The following is a 14269-nucleotide window of genomic DNA, read 5'->3' as shown; positions in this document are numbered from 1 at the left end:
GTCACTGCTCGACGCGGAAGATGTGCATGGATACGCCATCGGGCTTCAGCTCCACGTAATTATCTGCGCCGCGCCAGTCGTAGGTGCCGCCATGCAGGAGGTCGATGACTTTGTAGGAGCGTGAGCCATCGAGCCCCAGAGCTGCGAGATCCAGATGCACGAGGCTGGCGGCGGAGTGATGCGCATTGAGACTGATGCAGCAGAGGATGCGATTGCTGAAGTCCGGCGTGGCTTTGCTGTAGGAGATGATGTCGCCGTGATCCGCGTGATGGAAGCGGATGTTGTCGTAGAGGTGCAGAGCGGGGTTTTCGCGGCGGATGAGGTTTAGCTTACGGATGAAGCCGTTGATGTTACCGGGCTGATGGTAGTCCCGCTGGACGAGCTGGTACTTTTCACTGTGATTGTATTCTTCTTTGCCGGGATAGGGCTCGTTTTCGCACAGTTCGTAACCGCCGTAGATGCCCCAGGTGCTGGACATGGTCGCAGCGAGTGCGGCGCGGATACGGAACATCTGTGGTGCGGCATTTTGGAGATGCCCAGGTAGGATGTCGGGCGTGTTGGGCCAAAAATTGGCCCGGTAGTACCATTTCATTTCGCCGTGCATGAGTTCACGGGCGTAATCTTCCAGCTCACGGCGGCTCTCACGCCAGGTGAAGTAGGTGTAGCTCTGGGTGAAGCCGATTTTGCCCAGCACCTGCATCATTCTGGGCTTGGTGAAGGCCTCTGCGAGGAAGAGTACATCTGGGTCCTTCCGCTGGATGGTGCTGATCAGCTCCTCCCAGAAGGCGACGGGCTTTGTGTGTGGGTTATCGACGCGGAAGATCTTCACTCCCAAATCGACCCAGTACTGCACCACGCTGATGAGTTCTTTCCACAGTGCTTTCCAGTCTGCGCAGTGGAAATTGATGGGGTAGATGTCTTGATACTTCTTGGGCGGATTTTCGGCGTAGCGGATGCTGCCGTCTGGACGCTGATAAAACCACTGGGGGTGCTCTTTGACGTAGGGATGGTCTGGGGAGCAATTGATCGCGAAGTCGAGCGCGATCTCCAGATTGCGTTTTTTCGCCTCGGCGATGAGCCAGACGAAATCTTCCTCCGTGCCCAGAGCGGGCTCGATCGCTCGGTGACCGCCGGCCGGTCCACCGATGGCCCAGGGGCTGCCGACATCGTCTGGATGGGCGGTGAGGGTGTTGTTTTTCCCTTTGCGGGCGGTGATGCCGATGGGGTGGATCGGTGGGAAATAAATCACATCAAAGCCGAGATGCGCAGCGTGATCCAGACGGCCTAGACAATCACGGAAGGTGCTGTGTTTATCACTCCTCCCCTCTGCACCGCGTGGGAAGAACTCATACCATGCGGAGAAGCGTGCCCGCTCACGCTCGACGATGACCTGCAACGTCGCGGAGGTGGTGGAGAGGTCACGGTCGGCGAACTGATCCATCAGTGCCTGCATTTCATCGGATTGGAGGACTTCGAGGATGTCCTGTGGGGCGACGGTGGTGAGTAGCTCGGCGCATTCTTCGATGTGGCCAGCGGCGGCGGCGGCACCTGCGGCACGGGCACGCTGCGCAGCCTCTTGGAGCAGGCGTGCGCCCTCGCGTGCTTCGATGGGGACATCTGGGTCATGTGCACCGACGCGGACGGCGAAGGTCTTTTTCCAAGAGCGAAAGGAGTCTCCCCAGGCCTCGACTTGGTATTCCCAGCGCCCGGCTTTCTCTAGGGCGCAGGTGGCGGTCCAGCGATCATTATCGACAAAACGCATGTCCGTCTCGAACCAGCGCCGTGTGCCTGCGAGCCGCCAGCGCAGTACGGCACGCATCACATCGTGCCCGTCTTTGAAAAGATCACAGGCGACTTCCAGGGGCTCGCCAATGACCCGTTTGACCGGATGGCGACCACCCTCGATGCAGGGTGAAAAATTCTCAATGACGACGGTGGGAGCGTGGGCTGGAGCAGGCATGCAGGGCATGGATAGCGGCGCATGGCAGCTTGGCAATGCCGCGTCTGCTACGGAATCTGCTGGAGGCTGCTTATTTGCCTTCCAGTGCTTGCTCGAGGGCTCGCCAGGCGAGCATGGCGCATTTGACGCGTTGGGGGAATTTTTGCACGCCTTCGAGGAGGGTGAGCTCACCGAGGGAGTCTTCATCGGCGGGTTTACCATCACCCATGACGATGCGGCGGAAGTCCTCACGCATGGCGGCGGCCTGGGCGGTGGTTTGGCCTTTCATTTTGACGGTCATCATGCTGGCGCTGGCTTGGCTGATGGCGCAGCCTTGACCGGTGAATTTGAGGTCTGCGATGCGGTTTTGGTCATCGAGCCGGACCCAGAGGTCGATCTCGTCGCCGCAGCTCGGGTTGTCGCCATGGGCGTGGAGGCAGGGTGGTGGTAGCTCGCCCTGATTGCGCGGTTTGCGGCTGTGATCGAGGATGACGGACTGGTAGAGGTCGCGGAGTTCTTCGGGGGACATGAGAGCGGGGCAGTTAGGAGAAGAATTTTCTCGCGGTATGCAGGACTTCGGCGAGGCGGTCGATCTCTTCGGGCGTGTTGTAGAGGTAAAAACTGGCGCGGGTGGTGCCGGGAACTTTGAAGCGCCGCATGAGTGGCTGTGTGCAGTGGTGGCCACCACGCATGGCGATGCCGTGGCTGTTGGCGTATTCGACCATGTCATGCGGATGTGCCCATTCGGCATGAAAGGCGGCTAGGGAGCCTCTGGGGCCTGTCTGGGGCCCTAAAATGCGGATTCCGGGGATTTCGCTGAGTTTGGCCACTGCGAGCTCTGCGAGCTGCAAACCGTGTTTTTCGATGTTTTCGAGCCCTATGGCCTCTAGGTAGTCGATGGCGGCTCCGAGGCCGATGACGCCAGCGATGTCTGGAGTGCCTGCTTCGAATCTGGCGGGTGGTGGCTTGTAGGTGCTGGCTTCGAGTTTGACCTGGAGGATCATTTCGCCGCCGCCGTGCCATGGGGGCATGGATTCGAGGAGTGCGTAGCGTCCGTATAGCACGCCGATGCCTGTGGGGGCACACATTTTATGCCCGGAGAAGGCGAGGAAGTCACAACCGATGTCCTGGACACTGAGTGGGATGTGCCCGGCACTCTGTGCTGCATCCACATAGGTCACTGCGCCCATGGCGCGGGCACGGGTGCACATGTCACGCACGGGATTGATGGTGCCGAGGGAGTTGGAGATGTGGACGAGGGCGAGGAGGCGGACCTGCGGTGTGAGGAGCTGCTCAAAGGCCTGCATGTCGAGCGTGCCATCATCGAGCACGGGGATGTGCTGCAAGGTAGCGCCTGTGCGCTGGGCGGCCATTTGCCAGGGGACGAGGCCGCTGTGATGCTCCATGCCGGTGGTGAGGATGATGTCGCCGGGCCGTAGATTGGCGATGCACCAGGTGTTGGCGATGAGATTGACGCTTTCGGTGGTGCCACGGGTGAAGATGATTTCGTCCTCACTGGCTGCATGGATGAAGCGGGCCACTTTCCGCCGTGCGGACTCGTAGGAGTCGGTGGCACGGTTGCTCAGCTCATGCAGTGCACGGTGGACGTTGGCGTTGTCGTGCTCGTAGTAATGAACGAGCGAGTGGATGACCTGGCGTGGCTTTTGCGAGGATGCGGCGCTATCGAGATAGACGAGTGGGTGGCCATTCACCTGCTGCTGGAGAATGGGGAAGTCAGATCGTATGCGCTGCCAGTCGTGACTCATCTCTTTAGCGTGCGGCCATCTGGGTTTCCTCTGGCTGCACGTGAGGTGGGGCGGGATGCTCTAGTACGGGCCCGGTGCGGATGGGCATGGGTTTTGATTTCCCATTGTTATCAATGAGCAAGGGCCAGGCTTTCATGCCGAGATTCAGCGCCTGATTGATGAGTTGGCAGCTACTCAGCGCCAAGGTGGCGGGGGTGAGGATGAGCAGCAGCAGGGCGCGGGTATGGGTTCTCATGGAATGGGGGAGCTTTGATACCATACCAGGGCGTTCCGCGCAAAAATTCTCTGTAAACGCCTCCGATCAGGGAGGTGGGAAGCGCTTATGGCACTTCCTCACCACTGCCAGTGTAGAACCAGCCTTGGACCTGACCATTCACGACGAGTGCCTGGGCATCCACGGCCTGCGGGCCAAAGATGGTATCGGCGTTGTAGCTGATTTTGACGGCGTAGCCGGTTTTGCCCTGGATTTGGGTGACGACGGGCTCGCCCCAGGAGATGATGGCGGAGGGTTTGATGTCGGTGACTTGGCCGCGGCGGATGCTGGTGAGGAGGAGTGGGTAGCTGCCATCGGCTGCACGGACGGGGCGGCCTGCGTCATCCGCCTCGACGCGGTTGGTATTGGCGGCGGAGGTGACTGGGGCGAGGGCCTTTTTCTGCTCGGCGACTTTTTTGAGGTATTCGGCACGGGCGGCCTTCCATTTCTCATAGCCTGCGGTGAGGATGTCTTTGAGGTCGGTGTCATCGAGCGGGACGATGGCGCTGGCGGTGGAACCCACGGCAGGGATGAGGGCAAGCTGGCCGTCTTTGAAGGCGGTGGCATAGACTTTGCGGCCTGCGGCGACTTTGGAGGCACCAGCGGCCATTTTGAATTCGGTGTCTTTTTTCAAAGTGACCTCACGCGGTGTATGGAAGGCGCTAGGAGGGATATTGGACCAGTTATTGGTGAGTGCCTCGATGGAGCCTGCCTTGGGAGCGGCTGGGGCGGAGGGCGTTGTGGTCGCTACGGGCGTGGTGGGGACTGGAGCGGGTGCGGGGGCTGTTTCTGCTGGTTTCGCTGGTTCGGGAGCAGGTGCTGCAGGCTCGGCTGGGGTCGGCGGGGTGTCCGTGGTAGCGACAGCGGGTGCTGGTTTGGCGGTTTTGGGCGGATTGAGCTCGGTGAAGATGATTTTTTGCCCAGGAGGAGCCAGGAAGTAGTCATACGCGGAGAAGGCACCGCCGAGGAGGAGGAGAGTGATGAATAGGGATTTCATTTTTTTTGGGGGGGGGAGTTTTCAGTTCCTGACCACCACGTAGGCCGTGGGACCAGGACCGTGGGCAATGGCGACGTGTATTGCTTAGGTTTATTGGCGGGGACGTTACATTTTGCCGGAAAAATTTCCACCGAAGGCCGCGAGATGATTTAAATAATCTCTCCCATGTCCAATTCCCTTCTACTCGGTGTCAATATCGACCACGTCGTCACTCTGCGTCAGGCGCGTTACCGCCAGATGCTGGATTCTCCGAATGCGGAGCCTTCAGTGCTGGCTGCTGCCCAGGTGGCTGAGGCTGCGGGCGCGGACTCGATCACGGTGCACCTGCGGGCAGACCGGCGGCACATCCAGGATGCGGATGTGCTTCTGCTGCGGCGAGAGATTGGCACCAAGCTGAATCTGGAGATGGGCAATACGCCTGAAATCCTAGCCATCGCACTGAAGGTGCGGCCGGATTTCGTCTGCATGGTGCCAGAAAGTCGGGAGGAGGTGACAACGGAGGGGGGCCTGGATGTGGCTGGCCAGCGTGATGCTCTGCGAGCGACGGTGGCAGCGCTGCGTGCCAATGGCACACGCGTGAGCATGTTTATCGACCCCGACGAGGCGCAGGTGCGGGCGAGCGCAGAGGTGGGCGCGGAGATGATCGAGCTCCATACGGGTACCTTCGCGAATCATGCTGGGGCACTGCGTGCTGCTGAGACGGCGCGGTTAGTGGCTGCAGCGAGGCTCGGACATTCATTGGGCCTGCAAATCAATGCGGGTCACGGCCTGACGACGGCGAATCTGCCCGAACTGTGGGTGGTGCCGCATCTGCATGAGCTGAATATCGGCCACCACATCGTCTCACGGGCCATTTTTATCGGCCTGGAGGCTGCTGTGCGTGAGATCCGATTTGTAATGCAGAGTTACCAAGGTGGAGTGCTATCATGATCACGGGTATCGGCATTGATTTGGTGGAGGTAGCACGCATCCGCAGCATGCTGGAGCGACATGGCGAGCGCTTCAAGGAACGCACCTTCACGCCTGCGGAGGCTGCTTACTGTGAGCGCTGCGCTGATGCCGCGATGCACTTTGCGGCACGCTTTGCAGCGAAGGAGGCTGCTGCAAAGGCGCTAGGCACTGGCCTGTGGTCTGCTGCGGGTGTGAACTGGACAGACATCGAGGTGCTGCGTGATGAGGAGAGTGGACGCCCCAGTCTATGCATGCATGGAAAGGCAGCACTTTTGACGGAGGGGATGCGTGCGCATCTCTCGATCACCCACACTCAGGACCACGCGATGGCGCAGGTGATTTTGGAGCGGTGTGCCTGACTTAGGGACTGCCACCGCGCCCAGTGGGATTGGGGTCGATGTCGAGATCGAAATTGAGCTGGGGGAATTCTTTGAGCGTAAAGCCGAAGAGCACCCCGAAGTCACTGGAACCATTGCGGTTGTCACGCACGAGTGCCCCGATGGAGAGGAGCCAACTACTAAGGTCACGCGTGAGACTGTAACTCTGGAATTCCATGGTGCCGTCATCTGCTTCGAAAATGTGATTCATGCTGAGTCCCCAGTTTTCCGTGAGACGTGCGTGGATACGTGAAAAGAAGAGATTACTATCCTGGGCGAAAAATGGATGATCCGAGAGGTATTGATGACCGATCTGGAAGGAGAGGTTTTTGCTGGGGAGGAAGGTTATGGCGTGATTCACATCCCAGAAGCTGCCCTGGCCACTAGAGAGCGGGAGCTGCACATTGGAGGTGACATTGATCCACGGCACAGGCCGCCAGAAGAGCTCGTTGTAGAGATTGGACACGCTGCGTGAGAATTCGGGATCCTTGGCGAAAAGATCGACATAGGTGTTCATGCCGGCCCAGGTGTAGGTGCGACCAGCCGAGTCATCGGAGAGACCCGAGAAGCTGCCGTAGCCGTCTGTGGTGTAATAATCGCGGCGTGTCTGGAGGAGGTTATAGACACCGACGCGGGCGACATTCCAGGAGCGCAGGGCATCCACAGCGGTGAAGAGTGCGGGATCGATGGAGCGCGGACGCGTGGTGGCAGAGAGGCGGTCGATGCCGGGCAATCCTTTGTCCATTGGTGCATTGAGATAGCTGTAATTTAGGTAGGGCCGGACGACGTGGCGCAGGCCATCGAGGCCCCATTTTTCACTGCGGAGGTCACTCCATGTCCGAGTGAGCTTGAAGGAGGCCTCCAGCCCTGCATGCAGGATGCCACGAGAGAAGTTTTTCAGGCCAGTGGGGCTGCCGTCGATGCTGTGGTAGCTGGTGAAACCAAAACCGAGGCGCGGAATGAGATTGAGCCATCCAAAGTAAGTCTTCGGGTAAAGGAACTCATGGTACGAATGCATGCGAGCGAAGCCTGGCTCATCGAGCCGTGCATTGAGGATACCCAGACCACTCGTGACCTGAGCCGGGGTGATGACCGAGCCCACAGGCAGGCCAAGAAGGCCAGCATAGAGACTAGCGGCACCAGCGGGGTCTGCATTCACAGCAGGGGCACCGAGGATGCCTAAAGCAGCCAAGCGCTGAAGCTCGGCCTCTTCATACTTCCCGAGCTTTTCATTGTACATGCCGAGAGAGGTGGTGCTCTGGTACTGGATGGCACTGCCAAAGAGTGGGCGGCGAACAGTATCGAGTGAGAATTCAGGGAGGCGCTCGGCACTGCGGTAGAATTTGTTGAGCTGGAGCCTCGTCATGAGCGTGGCCACATAACGATCATCCGTTTTGATGAGGGAGATCTGATTGTCCGGCTCTGGATTGGTGCGGAAGTCATTGAAGAAGAAATCCTCCAGGAAATGCACATCGCTGAACTTATTGATGTCGAAGTCGATGTACCAAGTGCTCACATCTGGACCAGGCAGGTAGATGCGGTGCTGAAAACCGATTTTGTAGCGTGTGTTATCGACCACTTGTCTGGGGGCACCCGAAACATTGAGTGAGGGCTCACGATCATTGAGTGCGTAGAGGCTCAGAGTGCCGAAATTACGCCGATTCGGCGTATGACGCATGGAAAAGAAGTCCACCCCAGCCGCTATCCCACGACGATGGCGAAGATCCAGCTTGTAGCGTGCCTCGGTGTGGGTGCCGTGAAACACCGTGTATTGTGTGAGCATGAAGGCACCCCAGCGGCTGTTGTAACCAGGGCCGAAGCGGAATGCCGCTTCACGATTGATCGACTGACCGACATAGGGCAGCCATAGCAGCGGGGTACGGCCACCGTAGTATTTGAGATCACGCAGTTCGGCTTTGTCTTCCGGCTGGAGATTCATCTCCCGGGCCTGGATGCGGAAGTTCGGGTCCGCCAGATCATGCATGGTAAAAGTCACATCCTCGGCCTCCAAGTGATCGAGCAGCTTGGTATCGGTCTCGAAGCGCTTCGCCGCGTAGTAGAAGGAGCCCTGCCCAGCGGGTAGCGAGGAGCGCACATTGCTGCCACTGAGCACACCAGTGATCGTATTGTAGTCGATGGAGTCTCCGCGGTAAATGGTGCCATCCTTCCAGATGAGCACACCACCAGTGGCATGCACGACACCCGTGACTTGATTGTAACTGGCGCTATTGCACCGCATCTGCATGTCATCGTATTCGACACTCACAGCACCTGTATAGGTCACCATGCCAGTCTCTGGGTCGATGGTGGTGGTGGCTCCATTGATGACGACGCTGCTCTGGAGGCTATCGAGGATGCCCTGGGCATGCACCTTGCTGCCTAGCAGCAGGCAGCAGGCCAGTGACACGGAACAAAGTCTGCGAAAATTCATGATATAGGGAGTAGGGATGAGCCACCCCCGTTCCAGATGAGTGACCGTGGATCGTTTCATAGGCTACCCAGCCATGAGTGACAAGAAAAAGGCTCGTTTTTTGCGATCACTGCCCGGTTCATTTTTTTCAAATATGACTATAAAAACCAAAGCGGCATCCCGGAGACTCCAGGATGCCGCTTGGGGGGCAAAATCTACCAGCATGCAGTTCCGGCCTGCCGCAGCTCAAACCGTGAAAGCTGGAAGCTTCACGATCTTGCCACCCGCCAGCGCAGATTCATGAGCGCAAAGGCCTACACAGGTCCAGTTCGCCGATTGTTTGGCGTTCGGGAAGGGCTGGCGCTTCTCAGTCAGTGCGGAGGCGAATTCATGCGCCAGATGCGGATGGCTGCCACCATGCCCACTGCCCTGGGTGAAGCTGAGGTGCGTCTGCTTGGCCAAATCGTACACGCCTTTGGTCGTGAAGCGCTGAATCGGCTTCGGGAGTCGCTTGGCGAAGTCTGGGGCCTTCACCAGCTTCGGGATTTTGTGCTCGGGCAGCTTTGCACGGTGCATCACCAGTGGCTCATGCTCGATGAGTGGCCACTCGATCGTCGCTTTATCGCCATAGACGTCGATGCTCTCCCGATACTGCCGCGCGGTATCAAATAGGCTACGGATGATGCGTGCGTTCACATCGGTGCCTTTGAATTTAATATGCGCCGTCTCCACGGCGAAGGGGCTGCCATAGCACTTTTGCAGCTCTTTGCGCACAGTGCCGGAGCCAAAGCAGCTCACATATTCCGCCGATTTGCCGATCAAACCAGCCACTGGTCCCACGCAGTGCGTGGCATACCACATCGGTGGCAGCCCAGGCCAGTAATTCGGCCAGCCATCCATGTCCTGCTGGTGGGATGCTTGCACGAATTGCAGCTTACCCAGCTTCCCCTGATCGAGCTGCTCTTTCATGAAGAGATACTCGCGGGCATACACCACCGTCTCCATCATCATGTAGCTCAGGCCGGTTTTCTTCACCAGCTCGACGATTTTTTTGCAGTCAGCGATGTTCGTCGCCATCGGCACTGTGCAGGCCACGTGCTTGCTGGCTTTCAGCGCCTCGATGCTCATCCAGCCATGGTCTGGGATCGGTGAATTGATATGCACGGCATCCACATTGGGGTCCTTCAGCAGCTTTTTAAAGTCCTCGTAACGCACATCCACCCCGAAGGCATCTCCCACGGCATTGAGCTTCTTCGGATCACGCTGACAGATGGCGTAGCAGTTTGTCAGCGGGTGACGCTGCCAGATGGGGATGAATTCTGCCCCGAAACCGAGGCCGACGACGGCGATATTGATCTTTTTGGACATAGGAGGCTGCTTGTTTGCCAAATCCGCCGTGCTTTGCAAAGGACAAAATCACCTACACCATGCTCACCGCCGACTTTGACTACGATCTCCCACCCGCGCTCATCGCCAGTGAGCCGCTAGCGGATCGCTCGGCCTCACGCATGCTCGTGCTCCACCGCGACAGCGGGGTGATGGAGCACCGCAGCTTCAGTGACTTCGCTCAATTCCTCCGTCCTGGCGATCTCTGCGTGCTCAATGACACTCGTGTCGTCCCCGCCCGCTTTTTTACCGCAAAGGGGCATGAAATCCTGCGGCTCAAAGCGCTCTGCTCCACCCGCTGGCAGTGCATGGTGCGTCCAGGTAAAAAATTCCGCCTCGGGCACACCTGCCAGATCGGGCCCGCCACCGGTCGCGTCGTCGATGTTTTGCCAGAAAACGGCGACCGCATCATCGAGTGGGATCAGATCGTCGATGAGGCCGCACATGGCCACCTAGCGCTCCCACACTACATGGGCCGTGATGACCGGCCCGCAGACCGAGAGCGCTACCAGACAGTCTTTTCTCATCATGACGGCTCCATCGCTGCGCCCACCGCCGGCCTTCACTTCACGCCAGAGATCCTCGCCTCTGTGCCGCATGCCTTCGTCACACTGCATGTCGGAGTGGGCACCTTTCAGCCAGTGAAGGCGGAAAAAGTCACCGATCACGTCATGCACCGTGAGGAGTACGAAATCAGCGCCGCAGCAGCAGCTCGCATCCAGTCCGCGCAGCGTGTCCTCTGTGTTGGCACCACCTCGCTGCGCACGCTGGAGTCCGTCGCTCGTGGTCATAGCGGCCAGATTGTGCCTACACGCGGCAGCACAGACATTTTCATTTACCCAGGCTTCCAATTCCGCGCCGCAGGGGCACTCCTCACGAACTTTCACCTGCCAAAATCCAGTCTCATGATGCTGGTCAGCGCCTTCGCCAGCCGCGAGCTCATCCGCGCAGCTTACGAAGAGGCCATTCGCGAAAAATACCGCTTCTTCAGCTATGGTGACTGCATGCTGATCCTGTGAGTAGGAAACATCAGCTCGATCCGTAAAAAACAGAGCCTCTACCCACACACGGAGGTGAGCAGGTTCTTCGTCCGTGGGGTGAACCTGTCGTTGAGTTCTCCAAAACCCGCGCATGATGGCCTCCTCATGTTGAAACGACTTCTTTTTCTCCTCTGTGGGCTCGCCCTCGTCACCCAAGCTGCTGCACAGCGCTCTAGCACGGCGCTGGCCACCACACTGGCGGATGCCTACAATGCATGGCGCAGTGCCATGATCCGTAAGGATGCCCAGGCCTGGGCAAGTGCGATCACCAACTACCGCCAAGTCGTCACCCGCAATGAGATCGTCAGTAGCCGGAAGGCCTTTCCAGAAGCCGTCTTCACCGGCGCGATCGAGCCACCTGATCTCGCAGACATGAAAATGCTCGAAGCTGAAGCTGGGGGCACCACAGCCCACCTGGTCTATTTTGGTGTCGCCGATGTAGAGGAAAAATCTGGCAAAAACGGTGCCGTACTCATCAAACTGAAATTCGGCCTCGAAGGCGGTGTTTGGAAGTTCGACTCCAATCGCGTCACCAGCCTGGAAAATGCCCCTACGGAGCTCAAAGCGCTCGAAAGCGGCCAAAAGCCCGAATTCCTGAATGCGCCGGAATTCACTCCACCAGGCAGTTTCCCACCCACACCGCCACTATGCCGTGTACCTGACTTTAAAGCCGGATTTAAGCTCCAATCCTTTGGCTACGAGACCACGCTGAACATGAATGGCATCGACTATCCGCCAGTGGAGCATGCACTCGATCAACAACTCATCATGGGTGGCCTCGTGCGGGGCAAAAATGAGGTCACACTGCGGCTGAAACCCGCTGCACCAGCAGAAGGGCAGAAGCCCTCCGTGCAGCTCCGCATCTACAAGCTCGATGCCGCCGCTCCAAATAAACCAGGGATCGAAGTCCTGCGCTGGGAGGCCCCCACTAGCGGTGCCCCGGCCACCATCACCCTACCGATCCAGATCGAATAGGCCCGCTCTGCGAGCCTTGGAATCGACAGAAAAGGCGCTCCTTTCATTCTCCACGCTGCACTTTGACCGCTCTAGGCGGGTGGCGATCTGCCTGGATCCACTGCTGGGCCTGAGTCCAAAAAATCTCCATCGGTAGCGCAAAGGTCGTGACACGATCGACGCGTGCGATCTGGACGCCGATGATACGCCCTTCGAGCGTGCTCAGAGGCCCACCCATGTCCACAGGATCGAGTGGGATCGTATGCTGGATCACTTCCGGGAAATTATCCGTGCGGCGGGAGACACCACCATTGGCAAAATCGTCACCAGCCCAGTTTTGGATGACTTTCGTGCGACTAGCAAGTCGGACACGGACGATGTGCTCTCTTTTCCCACGGAGGTAGCGTACTTCGAGCACGTCGCCGGGTTGGCGTGCCTTGATCAGCTCATGCATCTGGCGGTGAGAGCTGGCGGCCTCATCGTCAATGGCCAGGAGGATGTCGCCCTTTTGCAGACCAGCCTCCTCGGCGGGGCTATCTGCGGCGATGCTTAGCAGACGCACTCCTGGGCGAGCGGAGGCACCAGCAGATGACTCCTCCATTTGGATTCCCATCGCAGCGCCATTGCCAGGGATACGGCGGCGTGCAGCACTGAGGACGCCCAGATGGGCCTGCGAGACATGTTTATCATCTTCACCCTGACCACATAGCCACTGGCCCACGCTGAGTGTGCGTGAGGGGCCAAAAGTGGCAGAGCGTGCCGCCGTGATTCCTGCGGCATGAGCCAGAAGAAGATCGAGCCGCGTGTCACGATGCACCTCACGGAGATTGGCACTGCGTCCGTCCGAGAGACGCAGTCGCACGGCCTCTACATCAGGCACATCACTCGCCTTGGTCAAAAGATAGCCATCCTCGCTAACAAGTGTGGCAGCACAAATATCTCGACCGAGTAGGCTCTCAATGCGGGCAGCACAATGAAGCGCCTCGGGGGCCATTTTTCCGATGGCTAGGAGTGTCTCCGCGCCATTGGTGCGCTGCTCAGGAACCAGTGTGGGCCGAGAAAGCTCAGCGGACGCTGGTTTGATGAGAGCGGCACCAAAAATAAACGCAAAGAGCTTCGGCATGATCAGCGGAGCGATGCCCGCGAACGGCTGTGTAGCGTGTCTCTGGAAGTGAACCGAATTTTTCATGCAGTTTCAGCTTTCCGAGGGTTTGCTACCGAGGACGACATTGACCTTGCGGCGCTGGCCATCACGCAGGAGCTGGAGAATCACCGTTTCGCCAGATGGCAGTGCACGGATCGCCGCACGGAACTGGGCTTCGAGCGTCATAGGCACGTCATTGAGACTGAGGATGCGGTCCCCGGCCCGGAGGTCTGCCTTTTGAGCAGGTGAGCCATCAAAGACATCCAGCACCTCCAACTGATAGCCATCCATAATGACGACACCGAGAAAGCCACCTGCCCCGCTATCCCATTCTTTGATGACTTGAGAGGCGAGCATAGCATCCCAAGAGCGGAGGAAAGGTGCCATAGCGATGTGGACATTCTGATCCCGTTCCTCCCAAATGAGGCTGTGGATGCCAATGACTTCCCCCTGGAGATTGAATAGCGGGCCACCACTGTCACCGCCCATGAGCACGCAGTCAGTCTGTAGATTGTTAGCGGTTTGGCGGATGATTTTCCCGACACGCAGCACGGGGCCTCTTTGTGTATCCTGCCCACCCGGATGGCCTAGAGCGAAGCACCATTCACCCGGAAGTGTGCGCCGTGCATCTCGGCAGATCAGCATATGAGGCCAGGGTTTGGTGCTTTTTTTATTGAGCCGGATCATGGCAGCGTCGGTCGTCATGTCCATGCCCAGAGAGGTGGCGGTAGCGATGCTCCCGTCCGCCAGGACCACCCGCAGCTCGCGCCCAGGCTTATCCACGACATGAGCCGCGGTCAGGATGAGCCCGTCAGGACTGATAATGACACCGCTAGCGGCAGCTCCTTCAGGGTCCCGCGCAGCTCCTGGACCTACCTGAACCGCCACCAATGTCTCACGAGCACGCGGGAGAAATTTTTGCACCAGCCCCTGGACCTGAATGAGCTCGGAGAAAGTGTGGACAGGCGTAGCCGGAGCGACCTCGAAAGCACTCTCCGCACGTATCGGCACAGGGCAAAGCAGGAATGCGAGCATGAGCTGCACTGCAATGC

At 58.6% G+C, this 14269-nt stretch carries 13 protein-coding genes; 4 read left to right on the top strand and 9 right to left on the bottom strand.

Annotated features, from left to right (window positions below):
* Position 1: 1 nt before the first annotated feature.
* From IPK32_10790 to IPK32_10770, 5 genes are all read right to left on the bottom strand, one after another.
* A complete protein-coding gene (locus IPK32_10790; GenBank protein MBK8092436.1) occupies positions 2-1960 on the bottom strand; it encodes an alpha-1,4-glucan--maltose-1-phosphate maltosyltransferase in 1959 nt (652 codons plus the stop codon).
* A 70-nt stretch (positions 1961-2030) separates the two neighbouring features.
* Entirely contained in the window at positions 2031-2468 is a 438-nt protein-coding gene (locus IPK32_10785; protein ID MBK8092435.1) for an SUF system NifU family Fe-S cluster assembly protein, read from the bottom strand.
* Positions 2469-2481: 13 nt separating this feature from the next.
* On the bottom strand, positions 2482-3705 hold the full coding sequence (locus tag IPK32_10780) for a cysteine desulfurase (GenBank protein ID MBK8092434.1): 1224 nt from the start codon (positions 3703-3705) through the stop codon (positions 2482-2484).
* A 4-nt stretch (positions 3706-3709) separates the two neighbouring features.
* Complete coding sequence (locus tag IPK32_10775; GenBank protein ID MBK8092433.1) at positions 3710-3940, bottom strand: hypothetical protein; 231 nt, start codon at positions 3938-3940, stop codon at positions 3710-3712.
* Between the two features lie 85 nt (positions 3941-4025).
* Positions 4026-4955, bottom strand: a complete 930-nt coding sequence (locus IPK32_10770; GenBank protein ID MBK8092432.1) for a hypothetical protein — start codon at positions 4953-4955, stop codon at positions 4026-4028.
* A gap of 165 nt (positions 4956-5120) precedes the next feature.
* Here IPK32_10770 and IPK32_10765 point away from each other — a divergent pair, with 165 nt between their 5' ends.
* Both IPK32_10765 and acpS read left to right on the top strand, forming a co-directional pair.
* Positions 5121-5885: a pyridoxine 5'-phosphate synthase gene (locus tag IPK32_10765; GenBank protein ID MBK8092431.1), complete on the top strand. Its 765-nt coding sequence runs from the start codon at positions 5121-5123 to the stop codon at positions 5883-5885.
* Positions 5882-6265 (top strand): holo-ACP synthase, encoded by a 384-nt coding sequence (gene acpS, locus IPK32_10760; protein MBK8092430.1) that lies wholly within the window; start codon positions 5882-5884, stop codon positions 6263-6265. Before IPK32_10765 ends, acpS begins: the two co-directional genes overlap by 4 nt.
* A gap of 1 nt (position 6266) precedes the next feature.
* Here the strand turns inward: acpS and lptD are convergent, their stop codons facing one another.
* Positions 6267-8714, bottom strand: a complete 2448-nt coding sequence (gene lptD / locus IPK32_10755; protein MBK8092429.1) for an LPS assembly protein LptD — start codon at positions 8712-8714, stop codon at positions 6267-6269.
* A gap of 225 nt (positions 8715-8939) precedes the next feature.
* Entirely contained in the window at positions 8940-10061 is a 1122-nt protein-coding gene (locus IPK32_10750; GenBank protein ID MBK8092428.1) for a Gfo/Idh/MocA family oxidoreductase, read from the bottom strand.
* A 59-nt stretch (positions 10062-10120) separates the two neighbouring features.
* Between IPK32_10750 and queA the strand changes: the two genes are divergently transcribed.
* Together queA and IPK32_10740 are read left to right on the top strand one after the other, a co-directional pair.
* A complete protein-coding gene (queA, locus tag IPK32_10745; GenBank protein MBK8092427.1) occupies positions 10121-11098 on the top strand; it encodes a tRNA preQ1(34) S-adenosylmethionine ribosyltransferase-isomerase QueA in 978 nt (325 codons plus the stop codon).
* 126 nt (positions 11099-11224) lie between these two features.
* Entirely contained in the window at positions 11225-12094 is an 870-nt protein-coding gene (locus IPK32_10740) for a hypothetical protein (protein MBK8092426.1), read from the top strand.
* A 43-nt stretch (positions 12095-12137) separates the two neighbouring features.
* Here the strand turns inward: IPK32_10740 and IPK32_10735 are convergent, their stop codons facing one another.
* Complete coding sequence (locus tag IPK32_10735) at positions 12138-13196, bottom strand: serine protease (protein MBK8092425.1); 1059 nt, start codon at positions 13194-13196, stop codon at positions 12138-12140.
* Between the two features lie 72 nt (positions 13197-13268).
* Entirely contained in the window at positions 13269-14252 is a 984-nt protein-coding gene (locus IPK32_10730; GenBank protein MBK8092424.1) for a trypsin-like peptidase domain-containing protein, read from the bottom strand.
* Positions 14253-14269: the final 17 nt, after the last annotated feature.

It is taken from the genome of Verrucomicrobiaceae bacterium, from assembly GCA_016713035.1.
Taxonomy (GTDB): Bacteria; Verrucomicrobiota; Verrucomicrobiia; order Verrucomicrobiales; family Verrucomicrobiaceae; genus Prosthecobacter.
The sequence above is the reverse complement of the archived record's forward strand: the minus strand, read 5'-3'. Positions and strand labels throughout refer to the sequence as shown.

Excerpts from the sequence above, each read along its gene's own strand:
- acpS (MBK8092430.1), top strand. The coding sequence starts at position 5,882 with ATGATCACGGGTATCGGCATTGATTTGGTGGAGGTAGCACGCATCCGC.
- lptD (MBK8092429.1), bottom strand. The coding sequence starts at position 8,714 with ATGAATTTTCGCAGACTTTGTTCCGTGTCACTGGCCTGCTGCCTGCTG.
- IPK32_10740 (MBK8092426.1), top strand. The coding sequence starts at position 11,225 with ATGTTGAAACGACTTCTTTTTCTCCTCTGTGGGCTCGCCCTCGTCACC.
- IPK32_10730 (MBK8092424.1), bottom strand. The coding sequence starts at position 14,252 with ATGCTCGCATTCCTGCTTTGCCCTGTGCCGATACGTGCGGAGAGTGCT.
- IPK32_10780 (MBK8092434.1), bottom strand. The coding sequence starts at position 3,705 with ATGAGTCACGACTGGCAGCGCATACGATCTGACTTCCCCATTCTCCAG.
- IPK32_10750 (MBK8092428.1), bottom strand. The coding sequence starts at position 10,061 with ATGTCCAAAAAGATCAATATCGCCGTCGTCGGCCTCGGTTTCGGGGCA.
- IPK32_10785 (MBK8092435.1), bottom strand. The coding sequence starts at position 2,468 with ATGTCCCCCGAAGAACTCCGCGACCTCTACCAGTCCGTCATCCTCGAT.
- IPK32_10735 (MBK8092425.1), bottom strand. The coding sequence starts at position 13,196 with ATGCCGAAGCTCTTTGCGTTTATTTTTGGTGCCGCTCTCATCAAACCA.
- IPK32_10775 (MBK8092433.1), bottom strand. The coding sequence starts at position 3,940 with ATGAGAACCCATACCCGCGCCCTGCTGCTGCTCATCCTCACCCCCGCC.
- IPK32_10765 (MBK8092431.1), top strand. The coding sequence starts at position 5,121 with ATGTCCAATTCCCTTCTACTCGGTGTCAATATCGACCACGTCGTCACT.
- IPK32_10790 (MBK8092436.1), bottom strand. The coding sequence starts at position 1,960 with ATGCCTGCTCCAGCCCACGCTCCCACCGTCGTCATTGAGAATTTTTCA.
- IPK32_10770 (MBK8092432.1), bottom strand. The coding sequence starts at position 4,955 with ATGAAATCCCTATTCATCACTCTCCTCCTCCTCGGCGGTGCCTTCTCC.
- queA (MBK8092427.1), top strand. The coding sequence starts at position 10,121 with ATGCTCACCGCCGACTTTGACTACGATCTCCCACCCGCGCTCATCGCC.